The sequence below is a fragment of the Ruegeria sp. HKCCE3926 genome, assembly GCF_017872515.1.
In the GTDB taxonomy this organism is placed as follows: Bacteria; Pseudomonadota; Alphaproteobacteria; order Rhodobacterales; family Rhodobacteraceae; genus Ruegeria.
Genome location: NZ_JAEDOU010000008.1, coordinates 130,844 through 152,603 on the forward strand (window position 1 = coordinate 130,844; position 21,760 = coordinate 152,603).

At 57.4% G+C, this 21,760-nt stretch carries 34 protein-coding genes; 8 read left to right on the forward strand and 26 right to left on the reverse strand.

Annotation, left to right across the window (positions count from 1 at the left end):
* Positions 1 to 67: 67 nt before the first annotated feature.
* From I9184_RS17740 to I9184_RS17755, 4 genes are all read right to left on the reverse strand, one after another.
* On the reverse strand, positions 68 to 553 hold the full coding sequence (locus tag I9184_RS17740) for a hypothetical protein (protein WP_209835307.1): 486 nt from the start codon (positions 551 to 553) through the stop codon (positions 68 to 70).
* Positions 554 to 1,076: 523 nt separating this feature from the next.
* A complete protein-coding gene (locus I9184_RS17745) occupies positions 1,077 to 1,289 on the reverse strand; it encodes a DUF1127 domain-containing protein (RefSeq protein WP_171638095.1) in 213 nt (70 codons plus the stop codon).
* Between the two features lie 165 nt (positions 1,290 to 1,454).
* Entirely contained in the window at positions 1,455 to 1,916 is a 462-nt protein-coding gene (locus I9184_RS17750; RefSeq protein WP_209835308.1) for a hypothetical protein, read from the reverse strand.
* 21 nt (positions 1,917 to 1,937) lie between these two features.
* Positions 1,938 to 2,306 carry an antibiotic biosynthesis monooxygenase family protein gene (locus I9184_RS17755; protein WP_209835309.1) on the reverse strand — a complete coding sequence of 123 codons (369 nt, stop codon included), beginning with the start codon at positions 2,304 to 2,306 and terminating at the stop codon, positions 1,938 to 1,940.
* Between the two features lie 77 nt (positions 2,307 to 2,383).
* Between I9184_RS17755 and I9184_RS17760 the strand changes: the two genes are divergently transcribed.
* A complete protein-coding gene (locus I9184_RS17760) occupies positions 2,384 to 2,815 on the forward strand; it encodes a MarR family winged helix-turn-helix transcriptional regulator (RefSeq protein WP_171638089.1) in 432 nt (143 codons plus the stop codon).
* A gap of 100 nt (positions 2,816 to 2,915) precedes the next feature.
* On the opposite strand, the gene rpmD is transcribed toward I9184_RS17760, so the two are convergent.
* The 11 genes from rpmD to rpmC form a co-directional block, all read right to left on the reverse strand.
* The gene (rpmD, locus tag I9184_RS17765; RefSeq protein WP_050605831.1) at positions 2,916 to 3,104 is read right to left on the reverse strand and encodes a 50S ribosomal protein L30; all 189 of its coding nucleotides are present in this window, start codon (positions 3,102 to 3,104) and stop codon (positions 2,916 to 2,918) included.
* A 12-nt stretch (positions 3,105 to 3,116) separates the two neighbouring features.
* Positions 3,117 to 3,683, reverse strand: a complete 567-nt coding sequence (rpsE, locus tag I9184_RS17770) for a 30S ribosomal protein S5 (RefSeq protein WP_170328768.1) — start codon at positions 3,681 to 3,683, stop codon at positions 3,117 to 3,119.
* Between the two features lie 115 nt (positions 3,684 to 3,798).
* Positions 3,799 to 4,158, reverse strand: a complete 360-nt coding sequence (rplR, locus tag I9184_RS17775; RefSeq protein WP_058283506.1) for a 50S ribosomal protein L18 — start codon at positions 4,156 to 4,158, stop codon at positions 3,799 to 3,801.
* Positions 4,159 to 4,169: 11 nt separating this feature from the next.
* Positions 4,170 to 4,703 carry a 50S ribosomal protein L6 gene (rplF, locus tag I9184_RS17780; RefSeq protein ID WP_152459161.1) on the reverse strand — a complete coding sequence of 178 codons (534 nt, stop codon included), beginning with the start codon at positions 4,701 to 4,703 and terminating at the stop codon, positions 4,170 to 4,172.
* 11 nt (positions 4,704 to 4,714) lie between these two features.
* The gene (rpsH, locus tag I9184_RS17785) at positions 4,715 to 5,107 is read right to left on the reverse strand and encodes a 30S ribosomal protein S8 (RefSeq protein WP_068340741.1); all 393 of its coding nucleotides are present in this window, start codon (positions 5,105 to 5,107) and stop codon (positions 4,715 to 4,717) included.
* Between the two features lie 13 nt (positions 5,108 to 5,120).
* Positions 5,121 to 5,426, reverse strand: a complete 306-nt coding sequence (gene rpsN, locus I9184_RS17790; protein WP_010437098.1) for a 30S ribosomal protein S14 — start codon at positions 5,424 to 5,426, stop codon at positions 5,121 to 5,123.
* Between the two features lie 19 nt (positions 5,427 to 5,445).
* Positions 5,446 to 6,006, reverse strand: a complete 561-nt coding sequence (gene rplE, locus I9184_RS17795) for a 50S ribosomal protein L5 (protein ID WP_171638087.1) — start codon at positions 6,004 to 6,006, stop codon at positions 5,446 to 5,448.
* The gene (rplX, locus tag I9184_RS17800) at positions 5,999 to 6,310 is read right to left on the reverse strand and encodes a 50S ribosomal protein L24 (RefSeq protein WP_152459159.1); all 312 of its coding nucleotides are present in this window, start codon (positions 6,308 to 6,310) and stop codon (positions 5,999 to 6,001) included. Before rplX ends, rplE begins: the two co-directional genes overlap by 8 nt.
* Before the next feature lie 2 nt (positions 6,311 to 6,312).
* Entirely contained in the window at positions 6,313 to 6,681 is a 369-nt protein-coding gene (gene rplN, locus I9184_RS17805; protein WP_008757934.1) for a 50S ribosomal protein L14, read from the reverse strand.
* Between the two features lie 75 nt (positions 6,682 to 6,756).
* Positions 6,757 to 6,987 carry a 30S ribosomal protein S17 gene (gene rpsQ, locus I9184_RS17810; protein WP_171638085.1) on the reverse strand — a complete coding sequence of 77 codons (231 nt, stop codon included), beginning with the start codon at positions 6,985 to 6,987 and terminating at the stop codon, positions 6,757 to 6,759.
* 4 nt (positions 6,988 to 6,991) lie between these two features.
* Entirely contained in the window at positions 6,992 to 7,198 is a 207-nt protein-coding gene (gene rpmC, locus I9184_RS17815; protein WP_010437082.1) for a 50S ribosomal protein L29, read from the reverse strand.
* A gap of 339 nt (positions 7,199 to 7,537) precedes the next feature.
* Here rpmC and I9184_RS17820 point away from each other — a divergent pair, with 339 nt between their 5' ends.
* Positions 7,538 to 7,981: a GFA family protein gene (locus I9184_RS17820; RefSeq protein WP_209835310.1), complete on the forward strand. Its 444-nt coding sequence runs from the start codon at positions 7,538 to 7,540 to the stop codon at positions 7,979 to 7,981.
* Positions 7,982 to 8,058: 77 nt separating this feature from the next.
* Here I9184_RS17820 and I9184_RS17825 read toward each other — a convergent pair whose 3' ends face one another.
* The 6 genes from I9184_RS17825 to rplB form a co-directional block, all read right to left on the reverse strand.
* Entirely contained in the window at positions 8,059 to 8,679 is a 621-nt protein-coding gene (locus tag I9184_RS17825; RefSeq protein WP_171725088.1) for a 2OG-Fe(II) oxygenase family protein, read from the reverse strand.
* Between the two features lie 234 nt (positions 8,680 to 8,913).
* Positions 8,914 to 9,327, reverse strand: a complete 414-nt coding sequence (gene rplP / locus I9184_RS17830) for a 50S ribosomal protein L16 (RefSeq protein WP_117872242.1) — start codon at positions 9,325 to 9,327, stop codon at positions 8,914 to 8,916.
* A gap of 12 nt (positions 9,328 to 9,339) precedes the next feature.
* Positions 9,340 to 10,050, reverse strand: coding sequence for a 30S ribosomal protein S3 (gene rpsC, locus I9184_RS17835; RefSeq protein ID WP_171638079.1), 711 nt, complete (start codon positions 10,048 to 10,050; stop codon positions 9,340 to 9,342).
* Positions 10,050 to 10,430 carry a 50S ribosomal protein L22 gene (rplV, locus tag I9184_RS17840; RefSeq protein ID WP_039538267.1) on the reverse strand — a complete coding sequence of 127 codons (381 nt, stop codon included), beginning with the start codon at positions 10,428 to 10,430 and terminating at the stop codon, positions 10,050 to 10,052. Before rplV ends, rpsC begins: the two co-directional genes overlap by 1 nt.
* Positions 10,431 to 10,433: 3 nt before the next feature.
* Entirely contained in the window at positions 10,434 to 10,712 is a 279-nt protein-coding gene (rpsS, locus tag I9184_RS17845) for a 30S ribosomal protein S19 (protein ID WP_068348022.1), read from the reverse strand.
* Between the two features lie 3 nt (positions 10,713 to 10,715).
* Entirely contained in the window at positions 10,716 to 11,558 is an 843-nt protein-coding gene (gene rplB, locus I9184_RS17850; RefSeq protein WP_170356688.1) for a 50S ribosomal protein L2, read from the reverse strand.
* A gap of 261 nt (positions 11,559 to 11,819) precedes the next feature.
* Between rplB and I9184_RS17855 the strand changes: the two genes are divergently transcribed.
* Positions 11,820 to 12,125 (forward strand): hypothetical protein, encoded by a 306-nt coding sequence (locus I9184_RS17855; protein WP_209835311.1) that lies wholly within the window; start codon positions 11,820 to 11,822, stop codon positions 12,123 to 12,125.
* A gap of 240 nt (positions 12,126 to 12,365) precedes the next feature.
* On the opposite strand, the gene I9184_RS17860 is transcribed toward I9184_RS17855, so the two are convergent.
* A complete protein-coding gene (locus tag I9184_RS17860) occupies positions 12,366 to 13,115 on the reverse strand; it encodes a short-chain dehydrogenase (RefSeq protein ID WP_171638075.1) in 750 nt (249 codons plus the stop codon).
* A gap of 82 nt (positions 13,116 to 13,197) precedes the next feature.
* Positions 13,198 to 14,865, reverse strand: a complete 1,668-nt coding sequence (gene ettA, locus I9184_RS17865) for an energy-dependent translational throttle protein EttA (protein ID WP_171638073.1) — start codon at positions 14,863 to 14,865, stop codon at positions 13,198 to 13,200.
* Positions 14,866 to 15,001: 136 nt separating this feature from the next.
* On the opposite strand from ettA, the gene I9184_RS17870 reads away from it, so the two are divergent.
* The 3 genes from I9184_RS17870 to dacB all read left to right on the forward strand — a co-directional run bounded on the left by I9184_RS17870 (position 15,002) and on the right by dacB (position 17,670).
* Positions 15,002 to 15,472, forward strand: a complete 471-nt coding sequence (locus I9184_RS17870) for an MOSC domain-containing protein (RefSeq protein WP_171638071.1) — start codon at positions 15,002 to 15,004, stop codon at positions 15,470 to 15,472.
* A gap of 32 nt (positions 15,473 to 15,504) precedes the next feature.
* Positions 15,505 to 16,125 (forward strand): nicotinate-nucleotide adenylyltransferase, encoded by a 621-nt coding sequence (locus I9184_RS17875; RefSeq protein WP_171638069.1) that lies wholly within the window; start codon positions 15,505 to 15,507, stop codon positions 16,123 to 16,125.
* A gap of 66 nt (positions 16,126 to 16,191) precedes the next feature.
* Positions 16,192 to 17,670 (forward strand): D-alanyl-D-alanine carboxypeptidase/D-alanyl-D-alanine-endopeptidase, encoded by a 1,479-nt coding sequence (dacB, locus tag I9184_RS17880; protein WP_209835312.1) that lies wholly within the window; start codon positions 16,192 to 16,194, stop codon positions 17,668 to 17,670.
* Positions 17,671 to 17,689: 19 nt separating this feature from the next.
* Here dacB and I9184_RS17885 read toward each other — a convergent pair whose 3' ends face one another.
* The 3 genes from I9184_RS17885 to I9184_RS17895 form a co-directional block, all read right to left on the reverse strand.
* Complete coding sequence (locus I9184_RS17885; RefSeq protein ID WP_152459150.1) at positions 17,690 to 18,112, reverse strand: tellurite resistance TerB family protein; 423 nt, start codon at positions 18,110 to 18,112, stop codon at positions 17,690 to 17,692.
* Between the two features lie 89 nt (positions 18,113 to 18,201).
* Positions 18,202 to 18,576 carry an EamA family transporter gene (locus tag I9184_RS17890; RefSeq protein ID WP_209835313.1) on the reverse strand — a complete coding sequence of 125 codons (375 nt, stop codon included), beginning with the start codon at positions 18,574 to 18,576 and terminating at the stop codon, positions 18,202 to 18,204.
* Positions 18,573 to 19,298, reverse strand: coding sequence for a class I SAM-dependent methyltransferase (locus tag I9184_RS17895; RefSeq protein WP_209835314.1), 726 nt, complete (start codon positions 19,296 to 19,298; stop codon positions 18,573 to 18,575). Before I9184_RS17895 ends, I9184_RS17890 begins: the two co-directional genes overlap by 4 nt.
* A gap of 363 nt (positions 19,299 to 19,661) precedes the next feature.
* On the opposite strand from I9184_RS17895, the gene I9184_RS17900 reads away from it, so the two are divergent.
* Together I9184_RS17900 and I9184_RS17905 are read left to right on the forward strand one after the other, a co-directional pair.
* Entirely contained in the window at positions 19,662 to 21,236 is a 1,575-nt protein-coding gene (locus tag I9184_RS17900) for a lysine--tRNA ligase (protein WP_171638063.1), read from the forward strand.
* A 49-nt stretch (positions 21,237 to 21,285) separates the two neighbouring features.
* Positions 21,286 to 21,687 carry a DUF4864 domain-containing protein gene (locus I9184_RS17905; RefSeq protein WP_209835315.1) on the forward strand — a complete coding sequence of 134 codons (402 nt, stop codon included), beginning with the start codon at positions 21,286 to 21,288 and terminating at the stop codon, positions 21,685 to 21,687.
* Positions 21,688 to 21,760 lie beyond the last annotated feature (73 nt).

Sequence of the window (21,760 nt, forward strand, 5' to 3'; positions counted from 1 at the left end):
CGGGGCCATAGATATTTTGAACCGGGGACCTTTGCGGCCCTATACCCTTGGCACCTGCGGGGGCCTCTCACATAGCGGGGAAACTCCCTTCACTTGCTAAACGGAAGACAGAAAGCATGGCACTCAAGTCGTATAAGCGCGTTATTTTTTGACCGCCGCAAAGACGGCTGGACGTCAGGTGCAGTTCTGGAAAAGAGCAATGAAATCGATCTGAGCACCGGTTTTTGACCCAACATGAGTGGCTGATCACGGCCCCGGCGGTTTCACCCGTCGGGGCCGATTTCATTTCAGCCCTGAAATTCTGCGCCGTCTGGCTTTGGGAACAAATGCGCGGTGTCAGCGCCGAGCCCGTTTTCAGGTTGCCGATAAAAAGATGGGGCCGTTCTCCGTTTCCGATAGCCTGAAATAGGACCGTGCCGATGTGGATACGATTTCTTTGATGAAGGGTCGCCATACGGTCGGAAAGACTGATCCGTCCGGGTTCGCCCAGACTTCTGGCACGTTGTTGGACCATGCGAGGGCAGATCTGCGCCTGCGTATCTCCAGGTTTCATGCACCGGCCACGTCCCCTTTTGGGCTGCCCGTTACACCGAGAATCGTCCGCAGGGGCATTGCCTGCACGGCCCAACGCACGTGGCCCGTCGGTTCGTGGATCACTGTGACCAGGACTGCGCAGTGCAGAGGATAACGGTGCAGATGACAAACCACCCGATCAACCTGTTCAAGTGTCGAATGCCAATCCGGACACCGTGTGTTTCAAGACGTTTCGGCCGTGAGATGCGCCAGCAGCTACCGCAGGCGGCCATTGGGCCCGGTGGCCTCCGGCGCGTCAGCAGAGCGCTTACGCATATTGCGGCCTTGCCATGTTCGGTCGAGCCACGAGCTTTGAGATGGTGCCATAGCCCCCGACATCCAGCAGGGGGCATGGACCCGATATTAGCGTCACACAGTAGGGGTAGCGTACTTCGGCAGAATGAGGGGGCGTTCAGGTGCTCTGTGGCCGTTCTGCGGGCTTCTCCCGGAAACAGAAAAGGCGCCGTGCGGCGCCTTTGTGTCTTGCACTGGGATATCCGCGATCACGAGCAGTAAACATGCTTGTGCGCAATATCTGCAATGTCGCAGCGGCGGATGCCGATGTCATCCAGTTCGCGGTTGGTCAGGCGCTGCAACTCGGTATAGGTGCGCTGATACTCAGCAGCACGTGCACGGGCTGTTTTGATCCGTGTGACCATGTCAGCGATCCGGGTGCCGAAGTTGAAGCCAGTATGGGTCAGTGTTGCAGTTGTCATCTCTGTATTCCTTTCTCGTATCAGGGCGTATTCCCTGACGTTTCCTTTTGAGTTCCTTCATTGGACAAGGCAGAGATAGGAGCGTTTGCTATCGCTAACAACGCAGATTTTGGTCTAGCCGATATGCATCTGTTGAATGGCTATACATGTCGTGGGCCACGTCAATCACACGCCGCTTTCATTTCTTTCGCGCGTTTTATTGCGGGCGGCCATCGCCCGACCATCACGTATGCTCAGCCCCATCAGTGTCAGATTGGTCGCCCCGGCAATCAGTTCGATGATCTGTACAATATAGAAGCTGGTATCAAACGAGCCCGCGTTTGCCTTTGCGCTCAGGTAGACGGCGGCTGGAACAAGGACGATGAGACCGTTCATAGCAATGATCGGCATCCGTTTCTTTTTGGTGAGCGTAGGGGCATCTTTTCGACGACGCCCAAGTGTCGCCCCGGATGCACCGACAATCACCATTGCAGGCACCAGAACAAAGAGCCCGCTGACGATCATGGACTTTACTGCCGCGACGGTCGCATGGTTTGCAAATAACTCACTGTACAAAGTGGATGTCCAGAATACGAGGATCGTAAGAAAGCCTACTACTCCGGCGATGGGGTGGATGGTTCTTAACATATTGCTACTCCCAAATGAGGGTCAGGCGACGCAGTGGTTTTCGACTGCGAGCTTGCGAAGAAGATGTGGCCTGGCCACTGCGCTTGCTGGACAGTCCGCGATCCGACGCTGGAACTCGGGATGAGTGAATGCGTCGCGAAAGCTTTGCACGTTTTGCCAGATCGCGTAGTTCACAAAGGTCGAACTGCCCGCGATACCCTGATGGAGCTGGGTCGAGATATATCCCGGTTGCGATTTCATGAAATCCACATCATGCGCCCATGCCCGAAGCAGCGCCTTTTCGTCTTCGGCGTCCACCGTAAACAGGTTGATCAGCACCACCGGTCCTTCCTCGGTCTGCATCTGATCTGCCAGCGTGACGATCGTGTCCAACTCTTTGATACGAGCCATTTCGATTCCCTTCGATTCTGAAGTATAGCAAGCTATATAAAATTGCATAGCATGCTATTCAAGTGTAAATCTAGGACATGGACTTCGAAAAAGAAAACTCGGCCGGGTATCTGGTTAATCACATGGCACGATTGTTCGCAAAGGAGTTGCAGCAACGCATTGCGCCCTTTGGCATCGTCGTCGGACAATTCCCAATCTTGCTGGAACTCTGGCTCAAAGACGGTGTGACGCAAAAGGATCTGCTGACCAAAATTGACGTCGAACAGGCGACATTGGCCAACACGCTCAACCGTATGGAACGTGATGGCTTGATCAAAAGAACGAAAAACCCTGCTGACGCTAGGGCTCAATTGATTTGGTTGACCGAGAAGGCCGCAGCACTTCGCAGCAGCGCCTACGAGGCAGCTCAGAACGTGAATGCCGATGCATTACAGGTCTTGAATGACCCTGAGCGCACACAATTCATGAACTATATGCGTCGAGTCATAGGCGGCATGCGCTCAAGGTGAATTGAAGGAGGATCAGTTTACGGCACCGGCAGGCAAGCCATTAAACAAAAACACCCCCGACCGAGGTCGGAGGCGTTTCTAAGTCTTCAAAGCTGCGGGATTAGCCGCGCTCTTCGACGATCTCTACCAGATGCGGGATCTTGCGGATCATGCCGCGGACCGAAGGGGTATCTTCCAGCTCACGGGTTTTGTGCATCTTGTTCAGGCCCAGGCCGATCAGGGTTGCGCGCTGTTCGGCGGGGCGGCGGATCGGAGAACCGATCTGCTTGACGACGATGGTTTTTGCCATGGGTCGCTCTCCTTACGCTTCGGCTTCAGCAGCCGGTGCTTCGTCCCGCTTGGGCAGGATGTCGGCAACTTTTTTACCACGACGTGCGGCAACCGAACGCGGGCTCTGCTCTTTCTGCAGGCCGTTGATGGTGGCGCGGATCATGTTGTACGGGTTCTGCGAGCCCAGCGATTTGGACACAACGTCCTTGACGCCCAGCATTTCGAACACAGCACGCATCGGACCACCGGCGATGATACCAGTACCTTCAGGCGCGGTGCGCATTACCACTTTACCAGCGCCGTGACGGCCCTCGATGTCGTGGTGCAGGGTCCGACCTTCGCGCAGTTGCACGCGGATCATCTGACGCTTGGCTTGCTCGGTCGCCTTACGGATGGCTTCAGGTACTTCTTTCGCTTTACCTTTGCCAAAGCCGACGCGGCCTTTCTGATCGCCGACAACCACCAGAGCGGCGAAGCCAAAGCGCTTACCACCTTTTACGGTTTTCGACACGCGGTTGATCGCAACCAGACGATCTGCAAATTCCGGTGCTTCTTCACGGTCGCGGCCACGGCCCCGACGGTTTTCACGTTCTGCCATTTGGCATCCCTTTTCTCATGTGGCGCATACGGCGCCGTTTCTTCAATCCAAGTGAGCCCCGACTGTTGCCGAGGCCCCCGGATCATCGGGGCAGCCGCAAAGCTGCCCGCAAGTCTTAGATCTTCAGGCCGCCTTCACGCGCAGCGTCGGCCAGAGCCTTCACTTTGCCGTGGAACAGGAAGCCGCCACGATCGAAATAGGCCTCTTCGACGCCTGCCTTCTTGGCACGCTCGGCGATGGCCGCGCCCACTTTGGTGGCCGCTTCGACGTTGTTCTTGCCAACTACACCCAGATCTTTTTCCAGGGTCGATGCCGAGGCCAGGGTCACGCCACGCACGTCGTCGATCAGCTGAACAGAGATGTTCTTGTTCGAACGGTGTACGGACAAACGCGGACGACCCGCGTTGACCTTGCGAAGTTTGTTCCGAACGCGCAGGCGGCGCTTCAGAAACAGGGTTCTTTTGCTGTTTGCCATTGTGTTCGTCCTTACTTCTTCTTGCCTTCCTTGCGGAAGATGAACTCGCCCTTGTAGCGGATGCCTTTGCCTTTGTAAGGCTCGGGGCGGCGCCACTCGCGGATTTTCGCCGCGGTTTCGCCCACCAGCTGCTGGTCGATACCTTCCACAACGATCTCGGTCTGCTTCGGGGCGGTGATGGTGACACCTTCCGGAGCAGTGAAATCAACATCGTGGCTGTAACCCAGGTTCAGCTTCAGGGTGTTGCCCTGCATCTGAGCCCGGTAACCAACACCCTGGATCTCCAGCTCTTTTTTGAAGCCGGTCGTCACACCGGTTACCAGGTTGGCAACCATGGTGCGGCTCATGCCCCACTGCTGGCGGGCACGTTTGGACATGCCGCGGGGGTCGATCTTGACCACGTTGTCTTCAACCGACAACGTTACGTCGTCGGTGGCGGTAAAGCTGCGGGTGCCTTTCGGACCTTTCACTTCGATGGTCTGACCCGACACAGTGGCAGTAACGCCGCTGGGCAGCTCGACCGGCTTTTTACCAATACGAGACATTGCAGACCTCCTTAGAAGACGGTGCAGAGCACTTCGCCGCCAACATTGTTGGAGCGAGCGTTTGCGTCCGACATCACACCTTTCGGAGTGCTGACAATCGACACACCCAGTCCCTGACGGACCTGCGGGATGTCATTGACGCCCATGTATACGCGACGGCCGGGCTTCGAGACCCGCTTCAGTTCGCGAATAACAGGGGTGCCTTCGTAGTACTTCAGGCTGATTTCGATGGCCGGATGACCGTTTTCACCGGTCGTCTTTTCATAGCCACGGATGTAGCCTTCGTCCGCCAGCACGTCCAGAACCCAACCGCGCAGCTTGGAAGCCGGGGTGGAAACGGTGGACTTGCCGCGCATTTGCGCGTTGCGGATACGGGTGAGCATATCGCCGATAGGATCATTCATATCTATGTCTCCCTTACCAGCTCGATTTCACCATGCCGGGGATCTGACCAGCAGAACCCAGCTCGCGCAGCGCGATACGGCTGACCTTCAGCTTACGGTAGTAAGCGTGGGGACGACCTGTCAGCTGACAGCGGTTGTGCAGACGAGTGGCCGAGCTGTTGCGCGGCAGTTTCGCCAGTTTCAGACGCGCCTTGAAGCGCTCTTCCATCGGCTTGCTCTCGTCATTCGCGATTTCTTTCAGCTCGGCACGCTTTGCGGCATATTTGGCCACCAGGCGTTCGCGCTTCTTTTCGCGTTCGATCATTGCTTTTTTAGCCATGTCTCAATCCTCCCGGCGCTTATGCGTTGAACGGCATGTTGAACGCTTTCAACAGTGCCTTTGCTTCAGCGTCGGTTTTCGCTGTGGTGGCAATTACGATATCCAAGCCCCAGACCTCGTCGACCTTGTCGAAATCGATTTCCGGGAACACGATGTGCTCTTTCATGCCCATGGCAAAGTTGCCCTGACCATCGAAAGAAGGCTTTACACCGCGGAAGTCACGAACGCGCGGCAGCGCGATGGTGATCAGACGATCCAGGAATTCGTACATCCGGTCACCGCGCAGGGTCACTTTCGCACCCAGCGGCATGTCTTCACGGACGCGGAAACCCGCGATCGACTTCTTCGCCTTGGTTGCAACGGCCTTTTGACCGGCAATCGCAGTCAGATCCTCGACGGCAGCTTTTGCTTTCTTCGAGTCTTTGACGGCCTCGGCACCACAACCGATGTTCAGAACGATCTTATCCAGCTTGGGCAGCTGCATGTCGTTCTTGTAACCGAACTCTTCTTTCAGAGCGGCACGGATGGTTTCGACGTACTGAGCTTTCAGACGCGGGGTGTAGGTTGCGGAATCAAGCATCGATCACGTCCCCTGTGGTCTTGGCGAAGCGCACCTTCTTGTCACCTTCCATGCGGAAGCCAACGCGGGTTGCTTTGCCGTTCTTGTCCAGCAGTGCCAGGTTCGACAGGTCGATCGGGTTTGCCTGAGGCAGGCGACCACCTTGCGAGTTCTGCGACTGACGGGTGTGGCGGATGGCGATGTTGATGCCATCGACAACAGCTTTACCGGCCTTGGGGTCAACCGAGGAAATGGTTCCCTCTTTGCCCTTGTCCTTGCCGGCCAGCACGACGACCTTGTCGCCTTTGCGGAGTTTAGCAGCCATGATTACAGCACCTCCGGAGCCAGCGAGATGATTTTCATGAAGTTCTTGCCGCGCAGTTCACGAACAACGGGGCCAAAGATACGGGTACCGACTGGCTCGTTGTTGTTGTTCAGGATGACGGCGGCGTTGCGATCAAAACGGATCGCGGTGCCGTCTTCGCGACGGACTTCCTTGGCGGTGCGCACGACGACGGCCTTGCGGACGTCACCTTTCTTTACGCGGCCGCGTGGGATGGCTTCCTTCACCGAGACGACAATGATGTCGCCGACGGAGGCGTATTTACGCTTGGAACCACCCAGGACCTTGATGCACTGAACTCGGCGTGCGCCGGAGTTGTCAGCGACATCCAGATTGGTCTGCATCTGGATCATGTGGTTTCTCCCGACCTGTGGGGGCTGGTCTTGTTAATTCCCCCAGGGTTTCGACAAATGGAAAGGTCTGGGGGCTTACGCCTCCAGAACTTCCCAACGTTTCGTCTTCGATTTCGGCGCGCATTCGATGATGCGTACAGTGTCGCCGACCTTGAAGGCGTTCTTTTCGTCATGAGCCCGGTATTTCTTGGACTTACGAACGGTTTTTTGCAGCAGCGGGTGCTTGAAACGGCGTTCAACCGAAACAGTCACGGTCTGCTCGTTGGCGTCGCTGGTTACTACTCCGGACAGGATACGCTTGGGCATAGGATTACTCCTCCGATGCCGCGGCAGCGGCCTTTTCGTTCAGAATGGTTTTGACGCGGGCAGCATTGCGGCGGGCCGCTTTGATACCAGCTGTATTTTCCAGCTGACCGGTTGCCTGTTGAAAGCGCAGGTTAAAGCTTTCTTTCTTCAGGTTGGCCAGTTCCTCGCGGAGCTGGTCCGGGGTCTTGTCACGCAGTTCTTGGGCGTTCATCGCCTTTTTCCTTTGCTCAAAACACCAGAAGGCCCCCTTGCAGGGTCACCTTGGACCTGGTGGATGAATGATAGACATACGAACCCCCCGACTCGGCCGGGGGACTTGCAGGATGCCGTCGTATAAGGGTTTAGGGGGTGGGTGGCAAGGGTAAGTTTGACGTCTTCTTTACGCCAAGGGAATAAGTTGCTCCCGGTCGCTGAGCAGGTGGCCAACCACAAAGGTTCCGCGAAGTATTCCTCCTCCAAACTCAGGCCAAGGTCTGTATTGCCAACAGGCCGCGTTCGGCGCCCAATAGAGAAGGCCCAAAAGCCTGAAGTTCACAGAGGAGGCAAGAAAATGACCAGTCCTTATTCAGGAGGATGTGAACACGTCAAGATAGTCGCAGCGGCAGAACCGATAGACAACCATGAATGCCATTGTGATGTCTGTAAGTCCGTGACCGGACAGCACACAACCCATGTTGCGTTTTTTAACTACTCAGACCTGTCAGCAGACCCCGAAGATAAGATGAACCGTCAACCATTCAACGCCAACAATCCCGATGGCCCTTTAGAGCTTTGCACATGTTCAGAGTGCGGGGCCGCGCTGATGCTTGATGATAAGCAAAAGCGCATACGCGTGGCTGTACCCAACGTGATGGGGTATGATGACAGCCAGTTTCCGGCAGCGACTTACCACGCGTTTTATGATGACAGCAAAGGGTACCCCAAGCCTGATGACGGACGACCGGTATATGAAGCGCTTCGTCCAGAATTTGCTTGGCCTTCACCTGCCAGCTGACAGGGCGTAAGCTCATTCTGAGCGAAGTACCAACGGTGTTCGCTGACATTCAAGATGCCGGTATTCGGTGGGAGCGTTCAGTCCCACCGATAGTTGAAACTGACCGATATCCGCTCTTCCTCGGCCATGTTCATCGGCACCTCGTGGCGTAGCCAGCTTTCCCACAGCAGCACGTCGCCGACCTGAGGCTTCATATAGATAAAGGGCTGCAAATCGCGCCGCCCACCTTTGATCCGCGTTGGGGCCGCCATCATACGGCCCGAGCGGGGGTCTTCCAGCTTCAGCGCACTTGCCCCCTCGGGCATCGACACGTACGTCGTGCCCGAGATCACGCTGTGCGGGTGCAGGTGGCTGGAGTGCATGCCGCCCTCGGGCAGGATATTGATCCAGAGGTCCTCGAGCTTCAACTCTCCCTCGCCCAGATCGAATTCCAGATCCTTGGCGAAGGCCGCCACATGCTGATCCAGCACTTTGACCAAATCGGCAAAGATCGGGAACCGCCATGGCAGATCAGTCAGCGAGGCATAACTGGTATAACCGGGATAGCCGTTTTCCTCACACCAATCCTGCCCGGCCTCATCGTCCGCGGCAATGACAAGGCACGAGTTTTCCAGTTCTTCCGGGTCGATCCTGGGATCAAACTCAGACAATGCAGCGCGGTAGAGACGGGTTACGAAGAGTGATTCAATCTGTGCCATAGCGCCCTCTTAACCCAGCTTCACCGCGATTGCGATGGCTCTTTTGCGAGGCTCTGCCTCGCGCTCCGGGATATTTTTTGCCAGATGAAATCCGGATCCCCTGCTTCATCTGGCCATAAATATCCCGGGGGAGTCGCGGCTTGCCGCGGCGGGGGCAGCGCCCCCAAATGATAACCCCCGCCGGTTTCCCGACGGGGGTCAAATATATCACGAACGGGGAAACCCCCGGATCGCTTACCAGTCTTCGCGAACCACGACGCGGGTCTTGATCGGCAGCTTCATCGCGGCCAGGCGCAGGGCCTCGCGGGCGATGTCGTCATTGACGCCGTCGATTTCGAACATCACGCGACCGGGCTTGACCTTGCAAACCCAGCGGTCCACCGAACCCTTACCTTTACCCATACGAACTTCGATCGGCTTTGCAGTGACCGGAGTGTCGGGGAAGATACGGATCCAGACACGACCCTGACGTTTCATGTGACGGGTCATGGCACGACGTGCAGCTTCGATCTGGCGTGCGGTGACGCGCTCGGGCTGCAGGGCTTTCAGACCGTAGGTGCCAAAGTTCAGATCAGAGCCGCCCTTGGCTTCGCCCTTGATCCGGCCTTTGTGCATCTTGCGGAATTTAGTACGCTTTGGTTGAAGCATATCTTTCCCTCCTTAGCGACGACCGCCACCAGCACCACGAGGTGCAGGGCCGTCCTGGAGTTCCTGTGCTTTACGGTCACGTGCCTGCGGATCGTGCTCCATGATCTCACCTTTGAAGATCCAGACCTTGATCCCGATGATCCCGTAGGGGGTCATCGCTTCGGCATGTGCGTAATCGATGTCGGCACGCAGGGTGTGCAGAGGCACGCGGCCTTCGCGGTACCATTCGGTCCGTGCGATTTCGGCGCCGCCCAGACGGCCAGCGACGTTCACCCGGATACCCAGGGCACCCATGCGCATGGCGTTCTGAACCGAGCGCTTCATTGCGCGACGGAACGAAACACGACGTTCCAGCTGCTGAGCGATCGACTCGGCAACCAGCTGCGCGTCAAGCTCGGGCTTGCGCACTTCGACGATGTTCAGGTGCAGTTCGCTGTCGGTCATCTGGGCCAGCTTCTTGCGCAGAACTTCGATGTCTGCACCTTTCTTGCCGATGATGACACCCGGACGTGCGGTGTGGATCGTGACGCGGCACTTCTTGTGCGGACGTTCGATGATCACACGTGCAACACCGGCCTGCTTGCACTCTTTCTGGATGAACTCACGGATCTTGATGTCTTCCAGCAGAAGATCACCGTAATCCTTGGTGTCAGCGTACCAGCGGCTGTCCCAGGTGCGGTTGACCTGCAGGCGCATGCCGATCGGATTGACTTTATGTCCCATTAGGCTTGCTCCTCAACTTGACGCACCTTGATGGTGATCTCCGAGAACGGCTTCATGATCTTGCCGAAACGGCCACGGGCACGCGGGCGACCGCGCTTCATGACCAGGTTCTTGCCAACCCATGCTTCGGCGACGATCAGCTCGTCAACGTCCAGGTTGTGGTTGTTTTCGGCATTCGCGATTGCGGACTGCAGGCACTTTTTGACGTCCTGCGCGACACGCTTGTTCGAGAAAGTCAGGTCGGTCAGAGCCTTCTCGACTTTCTTGCCGCGGATCATTTGCGCAACCAGGTTCAGTTTCTGCGGGCTGGTGCGAAGCATGCGGGTTTTCGCCATTGCTTCGTTTTCAGCCACGCGGCGGGGGTTCTTTTCCTTGCCCATGACTTACTTCCGCTTCGCTTTTTTGTCTGCGGCGTGACCATAATAGGTCCGGGTCGGCGAGTACTCACCGAACTTCTGACCAATCATGTCTTCCGTGACGTTTACCGGGATATGCTTCTGGCCATTGTACACACCAAAGGTCAGACCCACGAACTGGGGCAGAATGGTGGAACGACGCGACCAGATCTTGATGACTTCGTTGCGGCCCGACTCGCGCGCTGCTTCGGCTTTTTTAAGCACATAAGCATCGACGAAAGGACCCTTCCAAACAGAGCGAGACATAGATTAACGTCCCTTCTTCTTGGCGTGCCGCGAGCGGATGATCAGCTTCTGGGACGCTTTGTTCTTGTTGCGGGTACGCTTACCCTTGGTGTCCTTACCCCACGGTGTAACCGGTGTACGGCCACCCGAGGTACGACCTTCACCACCACCGTGCGGGTGATCGATCGGGTTCATTGCAACACCACGAACCGACGGACGTACGCCTTTGTGGCGCATACGACCGGCTTTACCGAGGTTCTGGTTCGAGTTGTCGGGGTTGGACACGGCACCAACGGTGGCCATGCATTCCTGACGGACCATGCGCAGCTCGCCCGAGCTCAGACGGATCTGAGCGTAGCCGCCATCGCGACCAACGAACTGAGCGTATGTACCGGCCGCACGTGCGATCTGACCGCCTTTGCCAGGCTTCATCTCGATGTTGTGGACAATGGTACCGATCGGCATGCCCGAGAAAGGCATTGCGTTGCCCGGCTTGATGTCAGCTTTTGCCGACGCGATGACCTTGTCACCAACAGCCAGACGCTGCGGAGCCAGGATGTATGCCTGCTCGCCGTCTTCGTATTTTACCAGTGCGATGAATGCGGTCCGGTTCGGGTCATATTCGATCCGCTCGACGGTTGCCGCGACATCAAATTTGTTCCGTTTGAAGTCAACGATCCGGTAGAGACGCTTTGCGCCACCGCCGCGGCGGCGTGAAGTGATCCGTCCGGTGTTGTTCCGGCCGCCCGATTTGGTCAAACCCTCTGTGAGAGACTTGACCGGACGTCCTTTCCAAAGCTCCGAACGGTCGATCAGCACCAGCCCGCGCTGGCCCGGCGTCGTCGGCTTGTACGACTTAAGTGCCATGCTTTCTGTCTTCCGTTTAGCAAGTGCAGGGGATTTCCCCGCTATGTGAGAGGCCCCCGTAGGTGCCAAGGGTATAGGGCCCCGAAGGTCCCCGGTTCAAAATATCTAAGGCCCCGGAACGAATCCGAGGCCGTAAGATTGGGTGCGTTTAGCAGTGTTGGGACCGGGTGACAAGAGAGAGTATCAAACTTCTTCTGCGGCCTTGAATACCGCATCCTGCCAAACGCGTTGTGGTTTACGGCCTGGATGCTAAACCCAGAAATGTTCGAACTGTTGCTGGAACTCACAGAGCGGGAACAGGACCTGACAGAAAAGGTTGAAATTGTTTCCTGTGAACTTTGGTGCAGTGAGCCCCCATGGGAAGGCTCGGAGACCGGGCTTATTGGTGCCGGGCCAAAAGGTTTCGCGGAAACCGATCTGGCAAGGTGCTGCCCCCGTAATCAGTCCAATGTATTTTATGTTGAGCCGCTGCTGCTTGGCGGCCGCATTCATGAGCGGGCTGGGGAAGCACTTTACCGAGTGACCGTAATCGTCAATCTATCGCGATATCCGCGCGGGTTAGGTTGATCCAGAATGGAGCGGCGGTGTGACGGACGGCGCATTCGGAGAGCCGTGATACAAAGAACACCCCCGTAGGCCGGGCTTCAGCCCGGCATTCACAATTCCCCTCAGAGCGATTGAAGGGTTTTGAGGCCATTCATCGGCGGATGTTGGTAAAGGTGTGGGTGTTTCGAGGGGTGCCGGGCTGAAGCCCGGCCGACCAGTTGGCGTGAGGGGTGCGAGCGCTCATCCTATGTTTGCAGTTTATCACTTCTGTGCATCAAAGTCGGCAATCGCAATAGATGCCAACTCGCGCAACTTGAGCTGTTCCTGAACTTTCTTATCTTCATCCAGGATTATCTTCATGGATAATTTAATCGGCTCAAATGCCCGCAAACACACATCCTCAGATAACTCGTGTATTCCTTTGCTAAGGATAGAATAAAGCCTTTTGTTTTCAACGAGAAAACTTGGAAGGTGACCCGCAAGAAAATGAACTTTTTCATCCATTCTCAGTTTGAAGAAATCCTCGTCATTCCATCCTTCTTGCTCCTTGAACTGTAGGAACCTTTTAGTAATCAAACGCTCAAAAATTCGCCGAAGATAAACGAATGATCCAATGCCAACACCATGTGCCGCAAGTCCTATAGCCTTGTGTAGTTCGGCGGCGTCATCTCTGTCTAGAACATCCCGGTATGTTGCTGCTTCATCGTTAGCAATGTCTGCAAGCGATGGGTATTGACCGACCTTTGTGATTGTAAGCCCATTAATGTAAAAGAAATAAAGTAGTCGATGGCCGGCTCGAGTGCACACCAAGTCAACACGGTCAAATGAACGACGGTCAAATACATTGCTCCAAGGATCGCCACTTGGGATGGTGGTTGCAGCTGCAATTTCAAATGTCGCGCTTTGCTTGCAAAACGGACAATGGCCATCAACACGTGTTTGGCGCGCTGGACTAAGGCCCTCCGTACCATTCCAAACAGATCCACGCTTCTGATATAGCGTTGCGTGCATGGATGCGTCCGTAGGCAGTTGTGCCTCCGCGTACAGCGGTAACTCAAAAAAGAAGGATGCGGGGGTCATGTCTCGCATTTGACTACCGCGCAAACTTCTTATGTTTCAACCGCTTGGGCTCCAGCGCGTCCGGCCCCAACCGCCGTTTTTTGTCCTCTTCGTAATCCTCGAAGTTGCCCTCGAACCATTCCACATGCGCGTCGCCTTCAAACGCCAGAATATGCGTGCAGATCCGATCGAGGAAAAAGCGGTCGTGTGAGATCACCACGGCGCAGCCGGCGAAATCGACCAGCGCGTCTTCCAGTGCGCGCAGGGTTTCGACGTCGAGGTCGTTGGTGGGTTCGTCGAGCAGTAGGACGTTGCCGCCCTCTTTCAGCAGGCGGGCCATGTGGACACGGTTGCGCTCACCCCCGGATAGCAGCGAGACCTTTTTCTGCTGGTCGCCGCCCTTGAAGTTGAAGGACGAGCAATAGGCGCGGGAATTGACCTGCGCGTCGCCCAGCTGGATGATCTCGGCGCCGCCGGTGATCGCCTCCCACACTGTGTCGTTGTCTTTCAGGTCGTCGCGGGACTGGTCGACATAGGACAGCTCGACCGTGTCGCCGTATTCGATGGTGCCGGCATCGGGCTTTTCATGGCCGGTGAGCATTTTGAACAGGGTCGATTTACCGGCGCCGTTGGGGCCGATCACGCCGACGATGCCACCGGGCGGCAGGCTGAACGAGAGATTTTCGATCAGTTGCTTGTCGCCCATGTGCTTGGCCAGCCCGTTGACCTCGATCACCTTGCTGCCTAGGCGCGGGCCGTTGGGGATGACGATCTGAGCGCGGGTCAGCTTTTCGCGCTCGGACTGTTCCGCCAGCTCGTTATAGGCGTTGATCCGGGCTTTGGATTTGGCCTGACGCGCCTTTTGACCCTGACGCATCCATTCCAGTTCGCGCTGTAGCGTCTTCTGCTTGGATTTGTCCTCGCGTGCTTCCTGCTCAAGCCGTTTTGCTTTCTGCTCCAGCCACGAGGAATAGTTGCCTTCGTACGGAATGCCACGGCCGCGGTCCAATTCGAGAATCCAGCCGGTGATGTCATCCAGGAAATAACGGTCGTGGGTGACGATCAGGATGGTGCCTTTGTAGTCGATCAGGTGCTGTTGCAGCCAGGCGATGGTTTCCGCGTCCAGGTGGTTGGTCGGTTCGTCCAGAAGCAGCATGTCGGGCGCTTCCAGCAGCAGCTTGCACAGCGCCACGCGGCGTTTCTCACCACCCGAGAGGTTGGCGATGTTGGCATCGTCCGGCGGGCAGCGCAGCGCCTCCATCGAGACATCGATCTGGCTGTCCAGATCCCACAGGTTTTCCGCGTCGATCGCGTCCTGCAGGGTGGTCATTTCCTCCATCAGCTCGTCCGAGTAGTTCTCGGCGATCTCCATCGCGATCTCGTTGAAGCGGTCGACCTTGGCCTTTTTCCCGGCCACGCCCAGCATGACGTTTTCGCGAACGGTCAGGGATTCGTCCAGTTGCGGTTCCTGCGGCAGATAGCCGACCTTGGCCCCCTCGGCGGCCCATGCCTCGCCGGTGAAGTCGGTGTCCAGGCCGGCCATGATCTTCATCAGCGTCGATTTACCGGCGCCGTTGACGCCGACGACACCGATTTTCACGCCGGGCAGAAAGCTGAGGTGGATGTTTTCAAAACACTTCTTGCCACCGGGATAGGTCTTGGAGACACCCTGCATGTGGTAGACATATTGATAGGCAGCCATGTCGCGTCCTCTGGGTCGGGGAATTTGGTTGAAACGCTGGATATCCGAGCGGGACGGGCGGGGCAAGCTGGTGGTTTTGTGAATTTCGTCTTTGGGTCGGGCGGCATAGTGTGGGTGCGTTGTAAATGGGGGTGTTATGTCGGAACTGGCCGAGTTGATTGCGGGTTGGGCGCAGCCCGGTTGCGTGACTTGGATCGGAGCGCGACCAGAGCGCCGGGCCGAGATGGTGTCACTGGAGGAATCCGTGATTACTGAGGCCGGTCTGATCAGTGACCGCGCCCGCGTTGGCAAGAGAGCAGTGACTTTGATCCAGCAGGAGCATCTGGCGGCGATTGGGTCGTATCTGGGGCAGGGGCCGGTTGCGCCTGAAATCCTGCGGCGCAACCTGGTGGTTTCGGGGATCAATCTGACGGCGCTCAAAGGGCGCGAGGTGCAGGTGGGCGAGGCAATTTTGCGCCTCACCGTGATTTGTGCGCCGTGCAGCCGGATGGAAGAAGCGCTGGGCAAAGGCGGCTATTCCTCCGTGCGTGGGCACGGAGGATGGTGCGCCGAAGTCGTGCGACCCGGGCGGGTTCGGCTGGGTGATGTGGTGCAACCTGTTGATTGACAACGCCTCGCAGTTCTGAACATCAGCAGGGTATGGAGCGGTACGGCATACCCTATGCGCGACCTGGGCAGGTCGTCGGTCTGTTCGGTGGGTCGTTTGATCCACCGCATCAGGGCCATGTGCATGTCACGCTTCAAGCGATGAAGGCGTTCGGGCTGGATCGGGTTTGGTGGCTGGTATCGCCGGGCAATCCGTTGAAGGAACGCGGGCCCGCGCCCATGGACAAGCGAATGGCGGCAGCGCGGAATGTGATGCAGCATCCGCGTGTCGAAGTGACGGACATCGAGGCGCTCACAGGTACACGCGCGACTGCGGATACTCTGACAGTGTTGCAGCGATTGTATCCACAGGTCCGATTTGTGTGGCTGATGGGGGCGGACAATCTGGCGCAGTTTCACCGCTGGAAAGACTGGCGAGGGATCATGGACAGTGTCCCTGTCGGTGTGGTCGCGCGGCCCGGCGACCGGATATCTGCCCGGATGTCCAGGGCGGCACGGGTCTATGCCAAGTACAGGATCGACGGGCAGGCGCGGCATCTTTTGGGGCGGGCGCAGGCTCCGGCCTGGTGTTTCGTGAATGTGCCGATGGTTGATGTCAGTTCCACTGAGATTCGGACGCGCGGCGAATGGCGCGCGGAAGTGTTGCCGGAATAGCCTTGCCCGGCGCATAATCGCAGCGAGTGGTTGCGCGCATTTGATCTGTGGGATTTTATTCCAACTATGGCTGGTCGTTTTTCACGTCGTGAGTTTCTGGGAGGATTGGGGGCGTCTCTGATCCCGGCAACTGGTTTGGCGCAGGCGCCGCTGGTCTCGCTCAGACCGCGCGCGCGTGCGGCGCTGTTGAGTGGTGCCGAGCGTTTGGTTGCAGCCGCAGGGTTGACGGGCGAAGTTGTTTTCGCCGTCGCGGATGTGGCGACCGGAAAGCCGCTGGAGGTTTTTGGTGAAGGTGCGGGCTTGCCCCCGGCCAGTGTCGGCAAGGCGATGACCGCGCTTTACGCGCTGGACGTTCTGGGGCCTGACCACCGGTTCGAAACCCGTTTGATCGCAGATGGGCCAATTGAAAACGGGATTCTGCATGGCGATCTGATACTGGCAGGCGGGGGTGACCCGCTGTTGGATACGGATGCGCTGGCCACGCTGGCGGCCAACCTGCGCGAGGCCGGAATCACCGAGGTTCGAGGAGCTTTCAAGGTCTATGACGGGGCGCTGCCCTTCGTGTTCAGCATTGATCCCGGACAGCCGGATCATGTGGGGTACAGCCCGGCGGTAAGCGGGATATCGTTGAATTTCAATCGGGTCCATTTCGAGTGGAAGCGTGCCGGCAAGGGGTACGATGTGACCATGGATGCACGCAGCGCACGATATGTGCCGGCAGTGGATGTGGCAGCCATGCGGGTCGAGAACCGCAGCTTGCCTATCTATACCTATCAGCCAAGTGCGCGGCAGGACCGCTGGACCGTGGCCAAGGGCGCGCTGGGCAATGGCGGGGCGCGCTGGCTGCCTGTGCGCAAGCCCGCATTGTACGCGGGTGATGTGTTTCGTACTTTAGCCCGATCCAATGGAATCGTTTTGAATCCGGTGCAAGTGACACGAGAGACGCCAAAAGGCGTCGACCTTGTGGTGCATCGCAGCGATCCATTGAACAGTATTTTGCGCGGGATGCTGAAATACTCGACGAACCTGACGGCCGAGATGGTTGGGCTGGCCGCAACCAAAGCGCGGGGCGTTGACCCGCGCAACCTGGCGGAGTCGGCGGCCGAGATGAACCGTTGGGCGTCTCAGAGCTTTGGCGTGAACGGGATCGCGATGGTCGATCATTCCGGTCTTGGCGATGCCTCGCGTATGGTGCCGGCGGATCTGGTTGCGGCCCTGGTCGCGGCCCGGAAAATGGGCGCATTGCGCCCATTGATGAAGCCTTTTGCCTTGACGGATCGCAATGGGCGGCCGGTCAAGAACCACCCGATCAAGGTCGATGCCAAGACAGGCACATTGAACTTCGTATCCGGGTTGGGCGGTTTCCTGACAACGGCGGACGGGGTCGATCTTGCCTTTGCCATTTTTACGGCGGACGTGGCCCACCGCGCCAAGATTCCTCGCGCACAACGCGAACGGCCTGAAGGCGCGCGCAGCTGGAACCGCAGGTCGCGGAAACTGCAACGGGCCTTGCTGGAACGTTGGGGTTCGCTCTACAGAAGCTGAAACCCTTAGATTGCCCAGATCAGACCGTGTGGCGCGCGCGTGCCCCGCGTTCGATTGCGGCGGCATGCAGCCGGTCGATATTCAGTTCGTACCGGATTTCTTCCAGCAGGCGCAGTTCCGTTTCAGCGAGCGAACCGTCGGCGGCTGCAACATCGCAAGCCAGCGCATAGGCCGTTTCGTTCAGACGCTCGGGCAGGTTTTCACGGATCAGGCCAAACAGCGCATCCAAACCGTCTTCTTGTTCGAACAGGTCAAAAACAATCTGTGATACACGACGGGTCCGATCGATGTCATACCCGGCAAAGACCGGCAGCATGTTCACGGCGACTTCGATCTTGACCAGCTCGGCGGTTCGGATGTTTTCGTCAGACGCCGAGACTGCAACCATGATCGCCACAAGGCAATCCTGCGGGGACATCGGGTGGGGCACTTGCTCGGTCATGGGATGGTCCTGATTGGGGTCGTTCGAGGACGCACGATATGAGCGCAGCGGGTCAGGTTCAACACCTTGTTTCATCCACCCCCGCGCGATCAGGTATTCATGACCATCATTCCCGAAATCAAAAGCGCGGCCCCCAGCCAGTAGCGCAGCCCAAGTGTTTCGCCGAAGAAGACGTGCGAGGCCAGTGGCACAAGAACGAAACTGAGGGCCATGAAAGGGTAGGCCTGGGACAGGGTCAGATACCGCAGGACATACACCCACAGCACCGTAGCCGAGCCATAGATGGCAAAGGCTGTCAGAAGGAAAGGATCGAACAGCGTCTGGATGAGGCCCGCAATTCCGGTGGCTTCGCGCCCGTCAATCCGGTTTCCTGCCAGTTTGAACAGGATTTGCCCGGCCGAGATCATAACTGGTGTGCACAGCAAACCAGCCCAGACCAGTGTCGTTGGGGCGGGCGGAGTCATCCTTGATGCTCCGGTTCCGGTTTTTCCCCGGGGCGGTCTTCGCAATAGTAGATGTCGCGCCCCAGATCTTCGCAGACATGGGTGTCCGGGCTGGGATGCACCGCGCGCAGAAAGCTGTGGGTGTAGGGGAAAAAGTTGAAATGCGGATTGAAGGTGTACCTGCTTTCGCGTTCACGCGGGACGACGATAATGACGCGTTTTCGCGCGACACGACGCAGTTCAGCGATTGCTTGCCGGTAATCCAGAAGATGCTCGATCACGTGGGTGCAGATTACGGTGTCAAAGCTGTTGTCTTCGAACGGCAGTTCTTCGATCCGAGCTGCGACATAGTCGATATTGTCGATGGCTGCCGCATCATCGACGACGAAATCCACTCCTGTCAGTTGCGTGATGTCGGGTCGGGCGGCCTTTATGCGTTGCAAAAGAACTCCGGTGCCGCAGCCGACATCGCAGATGCTTTGCCCGACGATATCCTTGGCAATCCGCTTGATGCAGGCTTCGGAATTGTCGGTGCCCTGATGCACACGCGGATGATCGCGGTAGAGTCTTTCGTATTCGTCATCCGTCAGATAGGTTGCACGTTCACGGAATTCGGCAAGGCGCGTGATATGGTCGCCCCAAACCCTGCATGCCAGCCAATGAAAGGCGGCGCTGTCACGCAGGATAGGCGGCACGATATCTTCGAGTACAAAGCGTATACGGTTGGTGGTTTCGCGTCGCATCCCGTTTCCTCTGGTCCGGGGAACCCCCCGTGTCGCCTTTGTCTAACACTGCCCGGTGAGCGTGCGAAACAACCGGGTCAAGTTTGCGCCCGCGCCCGTGTCTTTTTTGTTTCGGAGGAACAATCGGCCCACCATTGTGGCCTGAGCAAGGCTGGCCGGTGAAAATGCAGCGCAGATATCCCGGGCAGAGTGTTTGCGGGCCATGGAACGTTTCCCTACCTGCCCGAGGGCGACTGTTTTTTGGCGCAGTGTGTCGCGAATTGCGCCACTGCTTTATTGACTCATGCTGCACTGGCACAATAGGAGGGGCCGGTCCGGTTGCATGGGGTGACCGCGGCACTTTCCCCGATGGAGCACATTGAAATGTCTGAACTGCGTGAAACCGCGATGTCGTCCAAGGCCTGGCCTTTTGAAGAGGCGCGCCGGTTGCTCAAACGCTATCAGAAGGGTGCTCCGGAAAAGGGGTATGTGCTGTTCGAAACAGGTTACGGCCCGTCTGGCTTGCCGCATATCGGAACGTTCGGCGAGGTCGCGCGGACCACGATGGTCAAGCGCGCGTTCGAGGCGCTTTCGGACATGCCGACCAAGTTGATCTGTTTTTCAGACGATCTGGACGGGATGCGCAAGGTGCCCAGCAATGTGCCCAACCCGGAGGCGCTTGAGGAACATTTGCAGCGCCCGTTGACTTCGGTTCCCGATCCGTTTGGCGAATACCCCAGCTTCGGCGAGCACAACAACGCGATGCTGCGCCGGTTCCTCGATACCTTCGGATTCGAATATGAGTTCTATTCGGCGCGTGATTTCTATCGCTCGGGCCAATTCGACGAGATTCTGAAGCGTGCAGTTGAACGCTATGACGACGTGATGGCCATCATGTTGAAAAGCCTGCGGGAAGAACGCCAGCAGACCTATTCGATCTTCCTGCCGATCCACCCGGAAACCGGTCGGGTTCTGTATGTGCCGATGAAGAAAGTGTGTGCAGAGACCTATACCGTCACATTCGATGATGAAGACGGCAAGGAATGGACCGTTCCCGTCACCGGTGGCAACGTGAAGCTGCAATGGAAGCCGGATTTCGGGGCGCGCTGGGCAGCGCTGGGTGTCGATTTTGAGATGTACGGCAAAGAACATGCTACCAACGAAAAGATCTATGACGCGATCTGCCGTGCATTGGGTGGCCGCGCGCCCGAGCATTTCAGCTATGAGCTGTTTCTGGATGAGAATGGCCAGAAGATCTCGAAATCGTCGGGCAATGGTGTCTCGATTGACGAATGGCTGACCTATGCGCCGACTGAAAGCCTAGCGTATTTCATGTACCAAAAGCCCAAGACGGCCAAGCGGATGCATTTCGACGTGATCCCGAAAGCCTATGATGAGTATCATCAGCAGCTGCGCGCCTATCCGGGGCAGGACCTGAAAGCTCAGTTGAACAATCCGGTCTGGCACATTCACGGTGGCGACGTTCCAGAATCGACCCTGATCGTACCGTTTGCGATGTTGCTGAACCTGGCGTCGGTCTCGGGCGCGGAAGACAAGGAGACGCTGTGGGGCTTTATTCGCCGCTATGCGCCGGAAGCAACGGCTGAAAGCCATCCCGATCTGGATCAGGCCGCGGGCTTTGCGGTTCGCTACTTCAACGATTTCGTCAAACCAACGCGCAAACATCGCGCACCCACGGATCAGGAGCGCGAGGCGCTGGAAGCGCTGAAAGCCGCGCTTGAGGCTTATGATGGCCCGACCGAGGACGAGGCGCTCCAATCAGTGGTCTATTCCATCGGGCGTGAGCGGTTCGACCCCATGCGCGGTTGGTTCACGGCGTTGTACGAAGTGCTTCTGGGTGCATCGCAGGGCCCGCGTTTTGGCGGCTTTATCGCGCTGTACGGTGTGCCAGAGACAATTGGTCTGATCGACAAGGCGCTGGCCGGAGAGCTGGTCTGATTTGACCTGATCCCCTATGGGGCTACTCTTTTTTGCAGGAGGTGGCCCCATGCGTCGATTTTTGCTTGCTGTATCCCTGAGTGTTGGGCTGGGGTCGGGCGCGTTTGCGCAAAACGCAAAGATCGAAGCAAACATTTCGGCGCAGATACAGGCCTTCAAGGCGGATGATTTTGCCACGGCCTTCACCTTTGCCAGCCCCAGCATCCAGCGCCTTTTTCAGAACCCCGACAATTTCGGACAGATGGTGCGCAATGGATATCCGATGGTCTGGCGTCCTGCCGACATACGTTTTCTGGAGTTGCGTGAAATTGCAGGAGCCTTGTGGCAGAAGGTGATGATCACGGATGCAAACGGGCGTGTGCACATATTGGACTATCAGATGATCCATCTGGAGGACGGTTGGAAAATCAATGGCGTCCAATTGTTGGGCAACGCTGACACTGCGGCCTGAGGCAACACCACCGTCACGGTGATATGAGCCGTGGTTAATTCTCTTTCGGTATTCAGACTGACGCGTTCGGGGC